The organism is Phycisphaerae bacterium, assembly GCA_017999985.1.
GTDB lineage: Bacteria > Planctomycetota > Phycisphaerae > UBA1845 > Fen-1342 > JAGNKU01.
The window spans coordinates 61576-79085 of the sequence record JAGNKU010000012.1; the positions used below are offsets into that span (position 1 = coordinate 61576).

Consider the following 17510-nt stretch of genomic DNA (forward strand, 5'->3'; position numbering starts at 1 on the left):
GATAATACGGGCCAATGGGTAGTATGGGCCAATAGGTGGTATGGGCATCTTGCCCGTTCATACGATGGGCGGGACGCCCGTACCAGCCCAGTTATGGCCTGCGTTCAGCCAGGCAGGGCAGCAGCGATCGTCAACGTGCCCTGCCCGTCCCCTGGCAGTCTGGACAGATGATCGTACCCCCCTTGCAGTGCGGGCACTTGCCCGTGTGAAGCTCGTATTCGCCCCGTCCGTGGCAGCGCGGGCAGATCACCTGGCCGCGCAGCTCCGTCGCCGGCGCTTCGGCGGACCACTCGCCTCCCTCGCCGTCGGCGACCGCGCCGGCGTAAACCGGATGCGCAAACACCAGTCCGCTGTCGCGGCATACCCACAACGGCACGCACCGCGGGCAGTCCACGTACCCCTGCGCAACGCCGTGCTCGTCTGCGCACGCGCGGCACGGTCGGCGCTCGGTGCGCACGACGACGCCGTTTTCGCGGATTTCGACCGTTTCGAAGCGCGTGCCCTGGCAGCGCTGGCACTTGATTCGGCCGGTGCCGTGGCATTCACCGCAGGGACGGTAGCCGCGGCCATCGCAGCCCACTTGTCCGTGGGCGGTACAGGGCAGCAAGGTTGTATGCGGCACGTGCCAGCGGCCCTGACAAACCGGGCACGTGACGCGCCCGCGCCCGTGGCAGCGCTCGCAGGGTGGCCGGCGCAGCGGACCGGTGGACAGACCCACCGCCAGGCAGGTGGCGACCGCCAGACTCAGGAGGTAAGCCAGGTTTCTCATCCCGCAGACACCGCTGCTTCGTCGCCGTCCCGCCCCTGCGTACTGGCCCTGGCTTCAGCTCATCCAGGGCGCTGCCAGTATAACCGCCGCGAACGGCTGGACAAGCGCGAACTATCGGCCGTGGAAGGCCTGTATGTGCGCGGTGAAGCGCGGTCCGTATTCGCGCAGCTTCTGCGCGCCGACCCCGTGCACCGCGCGGAACTCCGCCAGCGTGCGCGGCCGCCGGCGGGCCATGTCGCGTAAGGCGGCGTCGCCGAAGATTACGAACGCGGGCACGCCGCGCTCCGCGGCCAGCGTGCGGCGCAAGGCGCGCAGGCTCTCGTAGAGCGCGCGGTCCACGCCGTCCCACGCGTTGGCCTGCACCTGGGTAGCCTTGACGACGCGCTCCCGTGGCAACGTGAGTCGCACGTGGCGCTCGCCGCGCAGCACGGCCCACGACGTGGCGTTGAGCTTGAGCAGTGGGCGGTCGGTCGTGGTGCGGTCGAGCACGCCTTGTTCGACCAGTTGAAACACGAGGTTGGTCAGTTTCTTCGGGTCCAGCTCGCGCAGCAGACCGAATGTGCTGAGCCGGTCATGACCGAAGGCGCGCACGTTGCGGTCGTTGTTGCCGGTGAGCACCTTGACTATGTGCACGAGGCCGAAACGCTGCTCGACCCGCGCGACGCACGAGAGGATCTTCTGCGCGATGACCGTTGCTTCCTCGTCGACTTCGCCCTCGTCGAGGCACACGTCGCACGCGCCGCACTTCGCCGCGGCGTAGGGCTGGCCGAAGTACTCCGACAGCAGCTTGTGCCGGCAGACGTAGCCCGCCGCGTAGGCCCGCATGTGACCCAGCAGCTCCAGCCCGGCGGCAATGACCTCCTCGGGCCGGTCGGCGTCGGTGGCGCTCTTGCGGATCAGGCTCTCCCAGCGGATCGCGTCGGCCGCGGAGTAGAGCAGCACGCACTCGGCTTCCAGTCCGTCGCGTCCGGCGCGGCCCGTCTCCTGCTGGTAGTGCTCGATGGACTTCGGCAGGGCGGCGTGGAGTACGCAGCGCACGTCGCTGCGGTCGATGCCCATGCCGAACGCGACCGTGGCGACGATGACGTCGAGCTCCTCGCGCGAAAAGCGCTCCTGCGCCAAGCGGCGCTGCTCGGCATCCAGACCCGCGTGGTAGCACGCGGCGCGGATACCGGCCGTCGCCAGGTGGCGGGCCAGGGTCTCCGTCTCGCGGCGCGTGATGCAATAGACGATCACGGCCTGGTTGGCATGTCGCCGGACGACCTCCAGCGCCTGCTGCTCGATGTCCAAGCGCGGGATCACGCGATAGACCAGGTTCGGCCGGTCGAACGTGCCGACCAGCACGGCGGGGTGCGCGAGACGCAACTGCGCCACGATGTCCTGCCGGACGCGCTCGGTTGCGGTCGCGGTGTACGCATGAACGCTCGCGCGCGGGAACCGCTCCTTGAGCACAGCGAGCTGGCGGTACTCGCGGCGAAAATCGTGGCCCCAGTGGCTGATACAGTGGGCTTCATCGATCGCGAACGCGCGGACCGGCAGCCGGTCGAGCAGCTCGAAGAAGCCGGGCGTCAACAGGCGTTCGGGCGCGACGAAGACCAGCCGGCAAGCACCCTGGCTGATTTCCCGCTCGATCTCCCGCTGAACGCCGATCGGCAGCCCGCTATGGAGCGCCGCCGCCGGGTAGCCGCACTGCCGCAGCCCATCCACCTGGTCTTTCATCAGTGAGATCAGCGGGGAAACGACGACGTCGGTGCGGCCGAGGATGGCGGGCGGAACCTGGTAGCACAGCGATTTCCCGCCGCCGGTGGGGAGCACGACCAGCGAATCGCGCTGCTCGAGACCCGCGCGGATCGCTTCCTCTTGCAGTGGACGCAGCCGGTCGTAGCCCCAGTACTTGTGCACGGTGGCAAGGATGTCGGGGACCCTGGTTGGCGTGGGCGGCGCGAGCATGATTGCCATGCTAGCATCAGAAGTGCGCTGCGGCCACGCACGGCAGCGGGTTGACACCGGTTGGCGAGCGGTTGAGAGTAGCCGCTGCAGCCGGCGGGCGCGATGGAGAAAGTCACGTGCAGGCGTATTGCTTTGACGATTTTGGGACCGAGCACCTCAAGCTCAAGGACGTGGAGACTCCGCGACCGGGGCCGGGCCAGGTGGTCGTCGACGTGCGGGCGCTGAGCCTGAACTACCGCGACCTGCTCGTCGTGCAGGGCCAGTACAACCCGCGGCTGAAGCGGCCGGCGACGCCGATCAGCGACGGGGCCGGCGTCGTGTCGGCCGTCGGACCGGACGTCACCCGCGTGCGCGTTGGCGACCGCGTCGTGTCGCACTTCGTCGCCGACTGGCTGGACGGGCCGTTTCACGAGCGCTACGTGACCACCACACTCGGTACGCCGGGCGCGGGGCTCGCGGCCGAGCAGGCGTTGTTGCCGGCCGAGGCGGTGCTGCCGATCCCGGCCGGCTATGACTTCGCGCAGGCGGCCACGTTGCCGATCGCGGCGTTGACGGCATGGAGTGCGCTCATCACTGTCGGCGCCGTGCAGCCCGGGCAGACGGTGCTGACGCTGGGGACGGGCGGCGTTGCGATTTTCACCGTGCAGCTCGCGCGGGGGTTGGGTGCGCGGGTCATCATCACCAGCAGCCGCAACGACAAGCTGGAGCGTGCGCGGCAACTCGGGGCGGACCACACGATCAACTATCGCGAAACGCCGGAGTGGGATCAGGCGGTCCGCGAACTGACCGGCGGCGCGGGCGTGGACCTGACCGTCGAGACGGTGGGGCCGGGGACGCTGGACCGGTCGATGAAGGCCACGCGGGCCGGCGGCCGGATCGCATTGCTGGGCGCGCTGACCGGTCGCCAAGGTCCCGTGACGACCGGCCTGATCCTGATGAAACGGCTGCGGATCGAAGGGATCATGGTGGACTCGCGGGCGGCGTTCGAGCAGATGAACCGCTTTCTGGCAACGCATCACATCGAGCCGGTGATCGATCGGCGGTTCGCGTTCGCGCAATTGCCAGAGGCGTTTCGCTGCCTGGCGGCTGGCGAGCATTTCGGCAAGATCGTGGTGACGGTCGCGGCGTAACGGCATGGCAGGCACGGGCACGATCCTCGGCATCGAGACTTCCTGCGACGAGACGTCGGCCGCGGTGGTTGTCGGCGGCCGGGAAGTGCGCAGCAACCTGGTCAGCTCGCAAGTGCCGCTGCACGCGAAGTACGGGGGGGTCGTGCCGGAGATTGCCTCGCGGGCACACATTGAGCAGATCCGCCCGATCGTGGAGGAAGCGCTCGCCGCCGCCAAGGTCGGCTACGCCGCCGTCGACGCAATTGCCGTGACGGCGGGGCCAGGCCTGGTGGGCTCGCTGCTGATTGGCGTGACGGCGGCGAAGACGCTGGCGCTGACCTGCGATCGGCCGCTCGTCGCGGTGGATCACATCGAGGCGCACGCGACGAGCGCGGCGCTGCTGAGCGAGACGCCGCCGTGGCCGGCCGTGGCCCTCGTGGTGAGCGGTGGGCACACGTCGCTTTACCTGGTGCGCGACTTCTTCGACATCGAGCTGCTCGGGCAAACGGTGGACGATGCGGCGGGCGAGGCGTTCGACAAGGTGGCGGCGATCCTGGAGCTGGGGTACCCGGGCGGGCCGGTGATCGATCGCGTGGCCCGCGACGGGAACCCGAAGGCGATCCGTTTCCCGCGCACCTGGCTGAAGAAGCCGCACTTCGATTTCTCGTTCAGCGGCCTCAAGACGGCGGTGCTCTACCATGTTTACGGCGCGGGGCAGAAGTACGGCTCGGTCGCGCACCTGAGTCCCGGGGAACTGGCGGACGTCGCGGCGAGCTTTCAGGCGGCGCTCGTGCAGACGCTGGCGACCAAGACGGTGGCGGCGGCGCGGCACACGGGCGTGTCGCACGTGGTGGTCGGTGGCGGTGTGGCGACGAATTCGGCCTTGCGCGCCGAGCTGCAGGCCGCGTGCACGCCGGCCGGCCTGCAATTGCACCTCACCCCGCTGGAGTATTGCACGGACAACGCGGCGATGGTGGCGGCCCTCGGATATCGCCGCTGGCAGCGGGGTGACGTGGCGGATTTGTGGCTGGAGCCGCGGGCGGGGTTGTTGCGACCGCCGCTGCGGCGTGACGCGCGCGCATAGCGCTGGGCATTGGAGACACAGATGGCGGAGCACTATCTCGGCGTCGATATCGGCACGAGCGGGACGAAGGCACTGCTGCTGGAGGCGGGCGGGCGCGTCCGGGCGACGGCGACGGTGTCCCATCCGAGCCTGTTCCCGCGGCCCGGGTGGTCCGAGCAGCGGCCGGATGACTGGTGGCGGTCGGCGTGTGCGGCGATCAAGCTTGCGCTGCGCAAGGGCCGCGTCAGCCGCGACGACGTGGCGGGTGTCGGCCTGTCCGGCCAGATGCACGGCAGCGTGTTTCTCGACGCGCATGGGCGCGTGCTGTGCAACGCCCTGCTCTGGAACGACCAGCGGACCGGCGCGGAGTGCGTGGAGCTGGAGCGCCGGGCCGGCGGGCGCGAGGAGCTGATTCGCCTGGTCCGCAATCCGGCTCTCACGGGCTACCAGGCGCCGAAGATCCTCTGGCTGCGGGCGCATCAGCCGAAACTGTTCAACCGCGTGCGGGCGGTGCTGCTGCCGAAGGACTACATCAACTTCCGCCTCACCGGCGTGTTGAACAGTGATGTCTCGGACGCTTCGGGGACGCTGCTCTTCGATGTCGCCAACCGACGGTGGTCCACGGAGCTCATGCGCCGCCTGGAGTTGGAGCCAGCGTTATTCCCAGCGGTCGACGAATCGTGTGCCATCATCGGGGCGGTGACGGCCATCGCGGCGCGGGCGACCGGCCTGCGCGCGGGAACGCCGGTCGTCGCGGGCGCCGGCGATCAGGCGGCGGCGGCGGTGGGGACGGGTGTCGTGCGCCCCGGAATCGTCTCGGCGACGATGGGGACCAGCGGCGTCGTGTTCGCGCACAGTGCCACGCCGGTGCCGAACGATGCGGGTCTGCTGCAGTCCTTCTGCCATGCGGTGCCCGGCGCGTGGTGCGTGTTTGGCTGCATGCTCTCGGCGGGCGGGAGCCTGCAATGGGCGCGCGAGGTGCTGTACGCGGACCGGCTGGCGGCGGCCAGGACCGACGCGGCGCGCGACGCCATTTACACGGCGATGATTGCGGAGGCGGCCAGGACCGACGGCGACGATGCGCTGGTTTTCCACCCGTACTTGACGGGTGAGCGGTGCCCGTATGCGCACCCGCACGCGCGGGCCGCGTTCGTCGGACTGACGCGCAGCCACGGGCGCGGAGCGCTGGTCCGTGCCGTGCTCGAGGGCATCACGCTGGGCATGGGGCGGCAGATCGAGCTCATGCGCGGCCTGGGTGTGCCATTGCGCGAGGTGCGTCTCGGTGGCGGCGGTGCCCGCAACGCCTGGTGGCGGCAGTTGCAGGCGGACGTCTACGGCTGTCGGTGCGTGGCGATGCGCTCGGAGGAAGGCTCGGCCCTGGGCGCGGCACTGCTCGCAGCGGTCGGCGGCGGCAGGTTCCGAACCGTGGCAGCGGCGAGTCGCGTCGCGGCGCAGGTGCGCGCGGTGCACAAGCCGGTCGCGGCGCGGACCCGCCGCTATGCGGTGCTGGCGGCGCGGCTGCGGACGACATATGAAACACTGGAGCCGCTCTACTGCGGAGCGGAAGGGTAGTGTTGCACCTTGGGATTACTTCCGTACGGGCGGTACGAGCATCTTGCCCGTTCCGGATGGGTGGTACGGGCAGCCTGCTCGTGGCTGTGACGGGCGAGACGCCCGTACCACGCAGGCAGGAGGCACCACTCGGCCGAAAGAGCGCACCGCCATGTCCGCGCCACACCGACCATTGACGAGTGCCGACCTGCTGTCGCAGGGCCCGCTCCGGCGGCTCGGGCGGCGCGTGTTCCTGCACGACACGCTCGATAGCACGAATCGGTTTCTGCTGGACCATGCGGCCGATGCGGGCGACGGGGCGGTCGCGTGCGCGGAGTCGCAGAGCGCCGGCCGCGGCCGACTCGGACGTCGCTGGGAGGCGCCGCGTGGCTCGTCCGTGTTGCTGAGCGTGCTGTTGCACGAGCCGGCGGACACGCCGCTGCTTTCGCAGGGCGCGCTCCTGGCGTCCGTCGCGGCATGTGAGGCGGTCGCCGCCGCCACGGATTGCAGCCCGGTCGTGCGCTGGCCGAACGACGTGGTGCTGAACGGCCGCAAGCTGGGAGGTGTGCTGGCGGAGTCGTGTGCGCTGCGGACGGCGGAGGGCGCGGCGCGCCGGGCGGTGGTGATCGGGATCGGCCTGAACTGCCTGCAGCAGCGGGGGCACTTTGCCGGCGAGTTCGCGGACCGTGCGACGTCGCTCGAGTGCGAGTCGCGCCACGCCGTGGATCGGGCGCTGGTCGCGGGGCATCTGCTCGCGCGGCTGGATACGTGGCTGGCCATGTGCAACGTCGTGGAAGGCGGCTGGCAGCGCATGCGCACGACCTGGCGCAAACATTGCGAGGACATCGGCACGCGCGTCACGCTCGAACACGATGGCCGAACTTTCGCTGGCACAGCGCTGGATCTCGACGACCAGGGCGATCTGATTGTGCAACTGGACCACGGGGGAAGGAGACACTTTGCCGCCACGACCACGACGCGCGCCGGGTAGGTCCGGGCCTTCCAACGCTGCGGGTCCCACGACCGCCACGGCGGGCGCGCAGGTCACCGTCTGCGCGGCTCTGTGTGCCCTCGCGGCCGCGACCGGCGTGGTGCGCGTGCTCGGCGAGCTCACCGAGCAGTTGAACACCGCGCGAGCCGCGGTCGGCTACGGCGGTGCCGCGATTTGCATCGGAGCCTTCTTCGGGCTGGTGGTTCCGCGGCGGATCATCCGGCGGCGGCTCGGTGGCGAGGCCGATTCCCACGGTGGTGCCGGCCCGGGCGTGCGGTTTGAATTCGCCGCGACGCTCGCGGGCGTGCTGATCCTGTGCCTGGCCCTGGTCTGGACGGGGCTGCTCGGTCTGGCGTCGGGATTGGAAAGTTACCGCATCCTGCTCACGCACCGGTTTGTCCACCCGCCGGGCGTCACGCGCCTGCTGTTGGTGGCGCCGGTTGGCCTGGGACTGGCGCTGCTCGGGGCCGCCGGAAGCACCCTGCTGGTGGCGCTGCATGGGTGGCTGCGACTGCTGCAAAAAGACCCGGCTGGCGTGACGCGCCTCTGGATGGCGATGCTGGCTGCGATGGCGCTTGGAGCTGGGCTCGCGGCGTGGCTGCCGCAGCGGTCGGTGCTGAATCTCACGACACTGCTGGCGACCTTCGGGGCCGCACTGGTCGCGGTTGGCCGCCGGAGCCCGGGGCGCGCCGCCGTGGACGTCCAGCACACCCCGCACATCGGGCCAAGCGCACTCGCCGCGCCGCTTGGCAGCGTGGCACTGGTCTCGCTCTCGACCGGTGCAGGCGCGACGGCAGACGCGGTGGACAGCTTTGTTTCGGCGGGCACGCTCGGTTGGGGTTTGCTGCTGCTGGTCGGTGCCGCGCTGCTCGGGTTGCTGGGCACGCGCGTCGCGCGGCGGGTCGCGCTTGGCGCGGACTTGGCGGTTCCGCTGCTTCTGCTGGCGAGCGGTGTCGCCTGGAGCCTGCCGTACCGCCCGGGCGCGGGGGCCGGCCGCCTGGCGCTGCTGGGCCTGCTGGCGGCGGCGTGCGTGGTGCTGGTCGGGCGGCGCATCGCAAACGTCGCCGGGCGCATTCAGCCCGCCGTGGCCTGGCTGGGAGCGGCGGTGACGGCGGGGCTCGGAGTCGGGTTCGCACTGACATCCCTATGGCTGCGTGCACACGCGGTGTCCGGCGTGGCCGGCGCGTCCGCGTTGGTGATGGCCGTGGCGGCCGGGCTCAGCCTGTGCATATCACGCACGGTGTCGCGACCGTTGCGGCGGTGGGGAATGGCTGTGATCGCACTCTGGTTCATCGGGCTGCTGACTGGAATGCGCATCTGGTTTCCCCAGGACGCGTCGACCTTGTCGACGTCGGACCCGGGGCCGGCGACGCAGGTTGGGCGTCGCCTGCTTGGGGGCGCGGATGCGCGCGCGACCATGGTGTATGCCGAGCGCGGCGGCACCGATCGGAGCCGGCCCATCGCGGGTGATGTGGACCTTGGGGGGCCGCGCTGGGATGTGGTTGTGGTGGCGGCCGAGCCGGGGGGCTTCGCGCTGGGCTCCGAACGCGCCGGGCAGTTGCTGCGCCGCTGCCACCGGGCCCTGCGGCCGGGCGGGCGGCTGTTCATCGAATTGCCGGCCGAGGATCTTGTCACCGCGGTCTTCCGGCGGCGACCCCGCAGCACGGCGCACGTCCTGCGGGTGTGCGGCGCGGCGACAGAGTACGCGGCGCTGCTCATCGGCGACGACGCGCGCCTGTGGCTCGAGCAGCGGCCGGTGCCAACTGGCTTCGTCACGCGCCTGGCGCCGGTGCGCGGCGCGGACGAAATCCCGGCGCTGCTCAACGATACCCAACCTTGATTGCGGGGCCGTGCTCAGTCGACGCGTAGCCAAGTCGGGGCTAGTTCGTTACGCTCTGGGATCAACGGCTGCGACCCACGCGCCTCGCCGCCGGACAAGGAAGGAGACTGCATGTCACTGTTGGTCACGGGCTCGATCGGCATCGACACCGTGGAGACACCGCGCGGCCGCGCGGAGGACGCCCTGGGTGGCTCGGCGGTGTATTTCGCGCTGGCGGCATCGCTGTTCACGCCGGTGCGCATGGTCGGCGTGGTCGGCGAGGACTTCGACCTGGGCCGCCTGAAGCCGCTGGCGGACCGTGGGGTCGACACGCGCGGCGTCGAGGTGCGCCAGGGGGCGCGGACCTTTCGCTGGCATGGCAAGTACGTCGGCGCGATGAACGAAGCCGAGACGGTCGACGTGCGGCTGAACGTGCTCGCCGAGCGCGGCGCACCGCTGCCGCCGGAGTTCGCCGACAGCCGGTTCGTGTTCCTGGCGAACACGCATCCCGCGTTGCAGCGGGAGTTCGCCCGGCGGTTGTCGCACGCCGAGCTGCTCGTGTGCGACACGATGAACCTGTGGATCGAGAACGAGCCGCACGAGCTGCACAAGACGCTGTCGATCGTGCACGGCCTGGTGCTGAATGAGGGCGAGGCCCGGCTGCTCACGCAGAAGACGAACCTGGTGACGGCCGGCCGCGAGATTCTGAAGCTCGGCCCGCGCTTCGTGATCATCAAGAAGGGCGAGCACGGCAGCATGCTCGTGTCGCAGGACGACCTGTTCCTGATGCCGCCGTATCCGACCGAGAACGTCGTGGACCCGACCGGTTGCGGCGACAGCTTCGCCGGCGGGACCATGGGCTATATCGCGGCGCAGGGGCGCTGTGACCGGGCGACGCTGCGGGCGGCGATGGCCCGCGGGTCAGTCGTTGGCTCGTATGTCCTGGAGTCGTTCTCGATCGAGGCGCTCAAGCGCATCACGGCGGCCGACGTGGACAAGCGGCTCGACGACCTGCGCGCGCTGGCGCGCTTCGAGTAGTGCACCATCCGGGAGGCACACCCGTGCGCACCTTTGTCGCGATTGACTTGGACCCAGCGGTGCGGCGGCCGCTGATCAAGTTGCTGCGGAGTGACCTGCCACCGGACCGCGAGGTGCGCTGGTGCGCCGAGCACCAGTTGCACGTCACGCTGAAATTCCTCGGTGAAGTGCGCGATACGCAGATCGCCGCGGTCTGCGACGCGGTGCGGGCCGCCAGCGCGCAGCTCGAGCCGTTTCCACTGCGCATCCGAGGGCTCGGCTGCTTCCCGGGGCCGCGCAACCCGCGCGTGCTGTGGTGCGGGGTCGATGACCCGACGGGGAGCTGCCGTCAATGGGTCGAAGCCGCCGACCCGCTCTTTAGCAAGCTGGGCTTCCCGCCGGAGGGCCGGGCCTTCACGCCGCACATCACGCTGGGGCGCAGCCGCTCGACGGCCGGCGGACGCGTATTCCAGCGGGTGCTCGAGACCGTCGCGCCGCCGGAGACCGACGAGATGACCGTGGACCGCGTGGTGGTGTTCGAGAGCCGGTTGTTGCCGAGTGGTGCCCAGTATCACCCGATGGCCACGGTAGACCTTGGTCCATAGCGCTCCGTGTCAGGGGCACACGATCGGCAGCGAATTCGTCGTCAGCAGCGTGACGAACGGATTGATGTCGCCGAAGCTTGGATACACGCCGTTGCCGTCGAGGTCGCCGTTCCGCGGATCGCACGCCGGGTACATCGTCAGCCATGCCGGGTGGTTGGACAGGTACAGCACGAAGGCGTTGATATCGACGAAGTTGACCTGGTCATCGCAGTTCAGGTCGCCGGGGCACGTGGTTGCGCTGACGACGATCGTCACGCTCTGCGGCGCGTAGACAACCCCGAATTGCACGCCCGGAATCCCGGTCGGCAGATTCACGACGTCGAACTGTGTTCCGGCAAGTGCACCGGTGAGGACGACGAAACTGTCGCCCGCGACCGGGACGAAGTCATTGGCAAGCGTGACATTGAGCGTGCCGCCGAGCGTGGCGGTGCCGTCGATCTGCAACTGGTCGTGCGTCGTCGCGGCGTCATAGCCGCCCAGCTCGATCCGCAGCGTGCCCGCCGCCTGCTGCACGAAATCGCCCGCGACGTGCAGGCGTCCCGTGGGAATCCCTGGTGCGACCGTGCCGGCGGTGTTGCGGACGTTTCCGGTAATTGTCCCGACGCCTTGCAGCGTGCCCCCCGTGGTCAGCTCGACCGTGTTTGCCGTGCCGCCGCCGGCGGCCGTGCCAACCGTGACGCTACCGCCGTTCAGACTCACTGTGCCGGCGCTCCACAGCAGCAGCCGGCTGTGGGCCCAGACCACGGCTTCATCGTTCACGTTCAGTGTGCCGCTGCCGCCGGCGCTGTCCGGCAGCCCGCCCAGGCTGAGCGTGCCGCCGACATCCCACAGCGACGCAGCGCCGGTGACGGTCGCGATGCCGTTCGAGCCGGGCATGCGTCCCAGAATGCCGTCAAGCCCGTTGGTGATCTGGCCGCCGCTGTCAATGTGGAGCGTACCGTCGCCAAACCAGCCGACCGTGAACACGCCGTCTTGGTCCCAGCGCGAGCCGCCGCCGGAGACCGTCGCCACGCCGACGCCCTCGGCGTACATGCCGATCAGCGCGCTGCTGCTGGTGGGGGAGTCGCTCTTGAATGAACGGACGTCGGCCCCGGCGAGCACTTCCAGCTCACCCGTACCATACCGCCCCACCTGTACCTGTCGCGTGCTGGTGTAGCTCGCCGTATCGCCGGTCACGACCAAGTGACCCTGCGCGGTCTGCCAGATGCCCAGGCCCGTGCCATCCGCGCTGGCGGTGGCACCGTTCTGGATAGTCACCCAGCCTTCGCTCCCCGATTGCTCGGCGGCGTACAGCCATCCGCTGGTGGACGACAGCGTCGCGCCGTCATCGAGCAGCAGTGTGCCGATGCCCTCGCGGCCAATCAGCACGCCGCGGCTCGTGGCGGTGATGCTTGACGTCGAGCCCGTGACGACGATGTCGCCGGTTGAGTCGCCAAAGGTCGCGGACAGGACGCCCGGCGTGACGATGCTGCCGCCAGCCTGCACGTTCAGATCGGCATCGCCGCTGACGCCCACGATGACGATCCCCGCCTCCGTCTCGCACCGCGAATCCGGGCCGGTCACGATCAGCTCTGCATACGCGCCGGGGAGTTCTCCCAGCTTCAGATCGTTGGTGGTTTTGACCAATCCGCCCTCCTCGACCAGCAGCGTCGCCGTCCCTTCACGCCCCATGTCCAGGAAGTCGGTTGACACCCAGGTCGAGCCCGCGCCGGTCACGGTCGCGCTGCCGCTTGCGCCGGCGCCGAAGGCCAGAAACGCATGTATGTTAGTCACGTCCGCGTCCGAGGCGATGGTGAGCGCCCCGATCCCGCTGATGCCGACGGCCAAGTCCCATGTGCTCATTGTGGCGCCGGTCTCCAGTGTGACTTCGCCTTGGCTATCCGCCCACTCGCCGAGCTTCGTGACGCTGCTGTTCAACGTGGCACCGTCGGCCAGCCCGACCAGGCCAGCGCCGTAAATGCCGACATCGAGATAGCCGAATGCGGGATCGAGATTGAGCTGCGTTCCCACGCCACTGAGCTGCAGTTCGCCGTAGGCATCCGCCGGATCGCCCAGGCCGGCGTAGCGCGCGTTGAGCACGCCGTTCGTTACCGCGAGGGTCGCGCCGTAGTACGGCAGGACGCCGACTTTGAGCGAGTACTCATCGCTCAGCGTGTACGTGAATCCGCCGAGATCCAGCGCCACGTTGCCGTCCTGCACGATGGTGCTCCCGTGCGCCGCGTCCTGCGAAAAGGTGACCGTGTAGCTCTCCGGCAGGTTGAAGATAGCGCGCTGCCCTGGGCCGGGCGGGCCGGCCGGCGTCCAGTTCTGCGGGTCATCAAAATAGCCGCCATACGGGTTGGACCAGACCAGCTCACCGACGGTCAGGATCACCAGGCCGTTGTCGCCGTCGGCGACGTACAGCCGTCCGTTGGCGAGAGCTGCCCGACGGGCGAACCCGCCAGTGTTGTAGTTGCCTACGCAATACGGGCTCAGCGGGTCCGCGACATTGACGACCCAGACGCCCCAGTCCGCCGCAGTCACGTACGCAAGCTGCCCGTCCACGAGGATACTCTGCGCCGGGCCGATGTTCGCGCACGCGCCGAGCAGCGTTGGCAGGTTGGGGTCGGACACGTCGAGAATCTCGAGCCCGGCCCACTCGCTGGCAAGATACGCGCGGTCGCCCACGACGGCGACATCGCGCGCCGGTCCGCCCGTGGCATAGTGCGCGATTCGCGTCGGATTCTGCGGATCGGCAACATCGATGATCTCCAGTCCCGGGTCGGCGTTGGCGAGATAGACGCAGTTGCCCGCCACCGCGATGCCCAGCGCGTAGCCGGGCGCGGCGGGATCCTGCCACTGCCCGACGAGCTGGGGTGCGAACGGATCGGATATGTTTATCACCAGCAAGCTCTGATGGTCGTCCGCGACGTAGGCATAGTCGCCTGCGACCACGACGTCGCGGGCCGCGCAGCCTGTAGGCGCGTGGCCGATGCGCTCCGGATACACCGGATCGCTCGCGTCAATCACGCCCAGGCCCGCGCAACCGTCGGCGAGATACGCGTAGTTGCCGGTTTTCGTCAGGCCCCAGCCGTATTCGTACGTGTTGACCCCGCCGAGCCAGTCACTGTAGGCCGGTTCAGACGCGTCGAGAATCTGCATGCCGCCGCCGGACTCTCCATCCGAGATGTACACCAGGTTGCCATCCACGGCCACGTCCGTCACCGGCCCGCACATAAACTGGCGCGTGCCGGCGACCCAGGATGCGGCCGGGGGGGCCGAGATGTCGAAGATCTGGAGCCCGCGCGCGCCGTCGGCGACGAACGCATGTCCCGCCGCGAGTGCGACATCGTTGGCCGAGCCGTCCGTGTTCGCGCCGTCGGCGCGGAAGGGCGCCGCCGGATCGGTGATGTCCACGATCGCGAGTCCCTCCCACAGCGTCGCGACATAGGCGTAATTGCCAGAGAGTGACACGGTCTCCGCGATGCCCCACGTCTCACAAGCGCCCACCCAGACCGGATTGGCCGGATCCGCGATGCTGAGAATCTGTAACCCGCCGGAGTAGCCGGCAGCGACGTAGGCGTACGGGCCATCCACCGCCACGCCGTTCGCGTCGTCCGGTAGCGCCGTGTACTCGCCGGCGACGAACGGTGCGGCCGGGTCCGATATGTCGATGATCTGCAGCCCACCCGGTCCGTCGGCCACAAACGCGTAGCCGCCGGCGATGGCCACGCCCCGCGCATCCACCGGCGTGTCACAGTGGCCGACCACAAAGGGCGCAGCCACCTCGGACACGTCGACGATCTGCAGGCCATCGACGCCGCCGGCGACATAGGCGTAGGAGCCATCCAGGCGCACGTCCCACACGTAGCCCAGCCACCCCGCGAGACCCAGGGGCATCGGTGCCGCCGGGTCGCTGACGTCGAGGATCTGGAGCCCCGCCCACGCATTGGCCACGTACGCGTAGTTGCCGGACACACGCACGCCCCGCACCAGGTCCAGCAGCTCGGCGGAGCGGCCGACGAAGTACGGCGCGTCGGGCGTCGACACGTCGAAGATCCCCAGCGTATGGCCCACTCCGACGTAAGCTGTTGTGCCACAAATATCTATGGCATAGCTGGGGCCGCCCCACTGCCCGATCTGCTGAATCGTGACATCGGCCGCGGCGGCGGGGATGAAGGTGGTGGAGATGACGGTCGCGATGCACGTGGCGCCGTGCAGTCCGCGCCGCCAGAGGGGGTTGTGCCGGGTGTTGCTTGTGTGATTGTGCGTGATGGTTGGCATGGCTCGCTCCTTGCCCGTGAGGTGAAATGCGCCCGCGGCCAGGTCCGCTCCCCGATGTCGCGGGATGGGCTGCATGTCCAGGGGGCTGGTGCGCCCCGTACGCAGCGGATGATCCTCCATCCGTTATATGGCCTTGATTCGGCTGGTTTCTGACAAAATCAGCGCGGCCGGCGCGCCCCGGTGGCCGGGGCGCGCCGGCGTGGCAGGTTGCCCGCCGTGAGCCCCCTCCCGGGCGGCGAGGGGGCTCAGTCGATAGGTGCGCTACGGACAGACGATGGGCAGTGGATTCGTGGTCAACAGGGTGACAAACGGATTGATGTCTCCGAAGCTGGGATAGGTGCCATCGCCGTTGACATCGCCGTTTTGCGGATTACACGCGGGGTATGCCGTCGCCCACGCGATGTAATTTGACAAGTACAGCACGAACGGGTTGATGTCGCGGAAGTCCACGAGTCCGTCGCAGTTGAGATCGCCCGGGCAACTCTCCGGCGCGGCAACCACCCCGGCCCAGAATCCGCCGACCAGAACGTAGTCGCCGCCGGTCATCACGACGCCTGCGTCCGGCTGGCCGATTGTACCGGAGATCTCGTAGTCGCCGCCGTAGCCCCACATGTCGCCACCGCCGTCGACGGTGTGCCATGGTAGTTCGTATGTCTGGGCGGCAGCGGGATTCAGGACAAGCGCGATCACCGCGAGCACCAGAAACCCCATAGAGCTTGCTTGCATGACAGGCTTCCTCCTGGTTGCCGAAGTCACACGGCTCCGGCAACGGTTGTGCTCGCGGTCAATCCAGCACGATTACGGACACGTAGCCGTACTCGTTGAAGTTCCAGTTCCCGTTGCCGTCGTCGTCGCCGACCATTCCGACGTCGTAGGTACCAGCCGCGAGGCCGCTGATGACGGCACTGAGCCCCATCGTGACGCGCGTATTCTGCTGAACCAGGTTGTTGAGAATCCCGCCTCCCACAGTGGTGGGTACGGCCCCGCTGCCGTTCACGCGGTAGCCGATGTACAGATCGAGGCCGCCGGCCCCTCCGGCGACCGTCGTGCCGAACGCCTTGTGCGCGGTGACGTGGATCTTCTGGCCGGCCGTGATGGTGACCGTTACGAACGGCGTGAGGAATTGCGTGGTCGCCGTGGGGCTATTGCCGATCCCGCTGGTGAACCCCGTGGTCGTGGTCGGCAACGGCTGCCAGCTTCCGGTGCCGGAGGCATCGCTGGTCAGCACCCGTCCCTCGGCGGCCCCGGTCGGCATCTGAAACCCCGTCATCTTGGCCGTGCCCGCGACCTCCAATTTGGTCGCCGGCGATGACGTACCGATGCCTACGTTTCCGGAGAAATACCCACGTCCGTCGAAGTAGCCACCCCACCCGTCGGCTGCACTCGCTTCGCCCAATACGCCTATACCGCCAGCATTGGTCGCCCAGCCCCACACACCGGCGCCACTGTTGCCATCGGCGCGGCCGAACACACCATACTGGCCAACTGCGGGCGAGTAGCCAATGACCCCCGCGTAGGCAGTGCTGATGCCGAGCACGCCTGCGCCGATGACGTCGGTGGATTCGCCGCGTACGCCGGCCCGGTCCGCAAAGCCGAATGTGGCTGGCCCCGCCTGGATGCCACGGATCGCCGTGTCCTGGGATGTCGTGCTGGTGTTGGTGATCGAGAACACGTACCCATCCACGGATGCAGTGCCCGCCCAGGGCAGGCGCAGTCCAAGCGCGTACGGCGTACCCGTCAATGGCTGCCGCGGGCTTAACGTCGTGTACCCGCCGCCGACGCCGCAATTTCCGAGGGCCCCGCCCGGCCGGACGGCGATCTCCAACTCGCGGGCGTCGCCGCCGAACTGGGCGCCGAAGTCGATCTCCACCGTGAACAGTCCGTCGAAGCACTCAACGTTGTCCACGCAGATCGGCCCGGCCACCAGCACCCCCAGATCGTCGTACAGGTTGAACCGCATGTCGTACTCGCCATTGGCCGGAAGGCCGGCAACCTGGAGGGCGCCCTGATAGGTGAATCCCGTGCCCACCGGTCCAGCCCGGTCCCCGTCCAGTTCGGGTGCCTGTGGCTCCAGGTCGCCCGGCTTGATGGGCTCGCCCGTCAAGGCCTGGAGTCCCGCAGCGGGATCACTCGTCACGGCCTTCTCCTGTGCCCGTACGCTGGTGAACCATGGCACCACCCCAATCACCCCAATGCTTGTCAGAATCCAGCGTCGCTTCATGGTCGATGCCTCCTTTGAAATGACGACCACTATCGAGACCGGACGCCCCGGCGCCGCTCGACTTTGTCACCCGCCCCCGAGGCGGGATCGTGTGTCCACCAAGGCACGCCGACCGAGGCCGGCGTGCGACCCTGCACAAAGTGCCACCGGCG

At 68.9% G+C, this 17510-nt stretch carries 12 protein-coding genes; 7 read left to right on the top strand and 5 right to left on the bottom strand.

All coding sequences use genetic code 11. The features are described from left to right. Positions 1 to 130: 130 nt before the first annotated feature. A complete protein-coding gene (locus KA383_15495) occupies positions 131 to 769 on the bottom strand; it encodes a hypothetical protein (protein MBP7747519.1) in 639 nt (212 codons plus the stop codon). A 111-nt stretch (positions 770 to 880) separates the two neighbouring features. Further along, complete coding sequence (gene recQ, locus KA383_15500) at positions 881 to 2728, bottom strand: DNA helicase RecQ (protein MBP7747520.1); 1848 nt, start codon at positions 2726 to 2728, stop codon at positions 881 to 883. Between the two features lie 107 nt (positions 2729 to 2835). Between recQ and KA383_15505 the strand changes: the two genes are divergently transcribed. The 7 genes from KA383_15505 to thpR all read left to right on the top strand — a co-directional run bounded on the left by KA383_15505 (position 2836) and on the right by thpR (position 10874). Then, the gene (locus KA383_15505) at positions 2836 to 3849 is read left to right on the top strand and encodes an NAD(P)-dependent alcohol dehydrogenase (protein MBP7747521.1); all 1014 of its coding nucleotides are present in this window, start codon (positions 2836 to 2838) and stop codon (positions 3847 to 3849) included. A 4-nt stretch (positions 3850 to 3853) separates the two neighbouring features. Further along, on the top strand, positions 3854 to 4912 hold the full coding sequence (gene tsaD / locus KA383_15510; GenBank protein MBP7747522.1) for a tRNA (adenosine(37)-N6)-threonylcarbamoyltransferase complex transferase subunit TsaD: 1059 nt from the start codon (positions 3854 to 3856) through the stop codon (positions 4910 to 4912). 21 nt (positions 4913 to 4933) lie between these two features. After that, positions 4934 to 6463, top strand: coding sequence for a xylulokinase (xylB, locus tag KA383_15515; GenBank protein ID MBP7747523.1), 1530 nt, complete (start codon positions 4934 to 4936; stop codon positions 6461 to 6463). A 151-nt stretch (positions 6464 to 6614) separates the two neighbouring features. Continuing rightward, entirely contained in the window at positions 6615 to 7433 is an 819-nt protein-coding gene (locus tag KA383_15520) for a biotin--[acetyl-CoA-carboxylase] ligase (protein ID MBP7747524.1), read from the top strand. Continuing rightward, the gene (locus KA383_15525) at positions 7402 to 9273 is read left to right on the top strand and encodes a hypothetical protein (GenBank protein ID MBP7747525.1); all 1872 of its coding nucleotides are present in this window, start codon (positions 7402 to 7404) and stop codon (positions 9271 to 9273) included. The genes KA383_15520 and KA383_15525 overlap by 32 nt, the downstream gene beginning before the upstream one ends. A gap of 111 nt (positions 9274 to 9384) precedes the next feature. Continuing rightward, complete coding sequence (locus tag KA383_15530; protein ID MBP7747526.1) at positions 9385 to 10290, top strand: sugar kinase; 906 nt, start codon at positions 9385 to 9387, stop codon at positions 10288 to 10290. Positions 10291 to 10313: 23 nt separating this feature from the next. Further along, entirely contained in the window at positions 10314 to 10874 is a 561-nt protein-coding gene (gene thpR / locus KA383_15535; GenBank protein MBP7747527.1) for an RNA 2',3'-cyclic phosphodiesterase, read from the top strand. Positions 10875 to 10883: 9 nt separating this feature from the next. Here thpR and KA383_15540 read toward each other — a convergent pair whose 3' ends face one another. The 3 genes from KA383_15540 to KA383_15550 form a co-directional block, all read right to left on the bottom strand. Beyond that, the gene (locus KA383_15540) at positions 10884 to 15137 is read right to left on the bottom strand and encodes a hypothetical protein (GenBank protein ID MBP7747528.1); all 4254 of its coding nucleotides are present in this window, start codon (positions 15135 to 15137) and stop codon (positions 10884 to 10886) included. 261 nt (positions 15138 to 15398) lie between these two features. Then, entirely contained in the window at positions 15399 to 15863 is a 465-nt protein-coding gene (locus KA383_15545; GenBank protein ID MBP7747529.1) for a hypothetical protein, read from the bottom strand. Between the two features lie 58 nt (positions 15864 to 15921). Continuing rightward, positions 15922 to 17358, bottom strand: a complete 1437-nt coding sequence (locus KA383_15550; protein ID MBP7747530.1) for a hypothetical protein — start codon at positions 17356 to 17358, stop codon at positions 15922 to 15924. Positions 17359 to 17510: the final 152 nt, after the last annotated feature.

What these genes read in the sequence shown, in the direction of transcription:
- KA383_15495 (MBP7747519.1), bottom strand. Translation starts at nt 769, where the DNA reads ATGAGAAACCTGGCTTACCTCCTGAGTCTGGCGGTCGCCACCTGCCTG.
- recQ (MBP7747520.1), bottom strand. Translation starts at nt 2,728, where the DNA reads ATGGCAATCATGCTCGCGCCGCCCACGCCAACCAGGGTCCCCGACATC.
- tsaD (MBP7747522.1), top strand. Translation starts at nt 3,854, where the DNA reads ATGGCAGGCACGGGCACGATCCTCGGCATCGAGACTTCCTGCGACGAG.
- xylB (MBP7747523.1), top strand. Translation starts at nt 4,934, where the DNA reads ATGGCGGAGCACTATCTCGGCGTCGATATCGGCACGAGCGGGACGAAG.
- KA383_15520 (MBP7747524.1), top strand. Translation starts at nt 6,615, where the DNA reads ATGTCCGCGCCACACCGACCATTGACGAGTGCCGACCTGCTGTCGCAG.
- KA383_15530 (MBP7747526.1), top strand. Translation starts at nt 9,385, where the DNA reads ATGTCACTGTTGGTCACGGGCTCGATCGGCATCGACACCGTGGAGACA.
- KA383_15540 (MBP7747528.1), bottom strand. Translation starts at nt 15,137, where the DNA reads ATGCCAACCATCACGCACAATCACACAAGCAACACCCGGCACAACCCC.
- KA383_15545 (MBP7747529.1), bottom strand. Translation starts at nt 15,863, where the DNA reads ATGCAAGCAAGCTCTATGGGGTTTCTGGTGCTCGCGGTGATCGCGCTT.
- KA383_15550 (MBP7747530.1), bottom strand. Translation starts at nt 17,358, where the DNA reads ATGAAGCGACGCTGGATTCTGACAAGCATTGGGGTGATTGGGGTGGTG.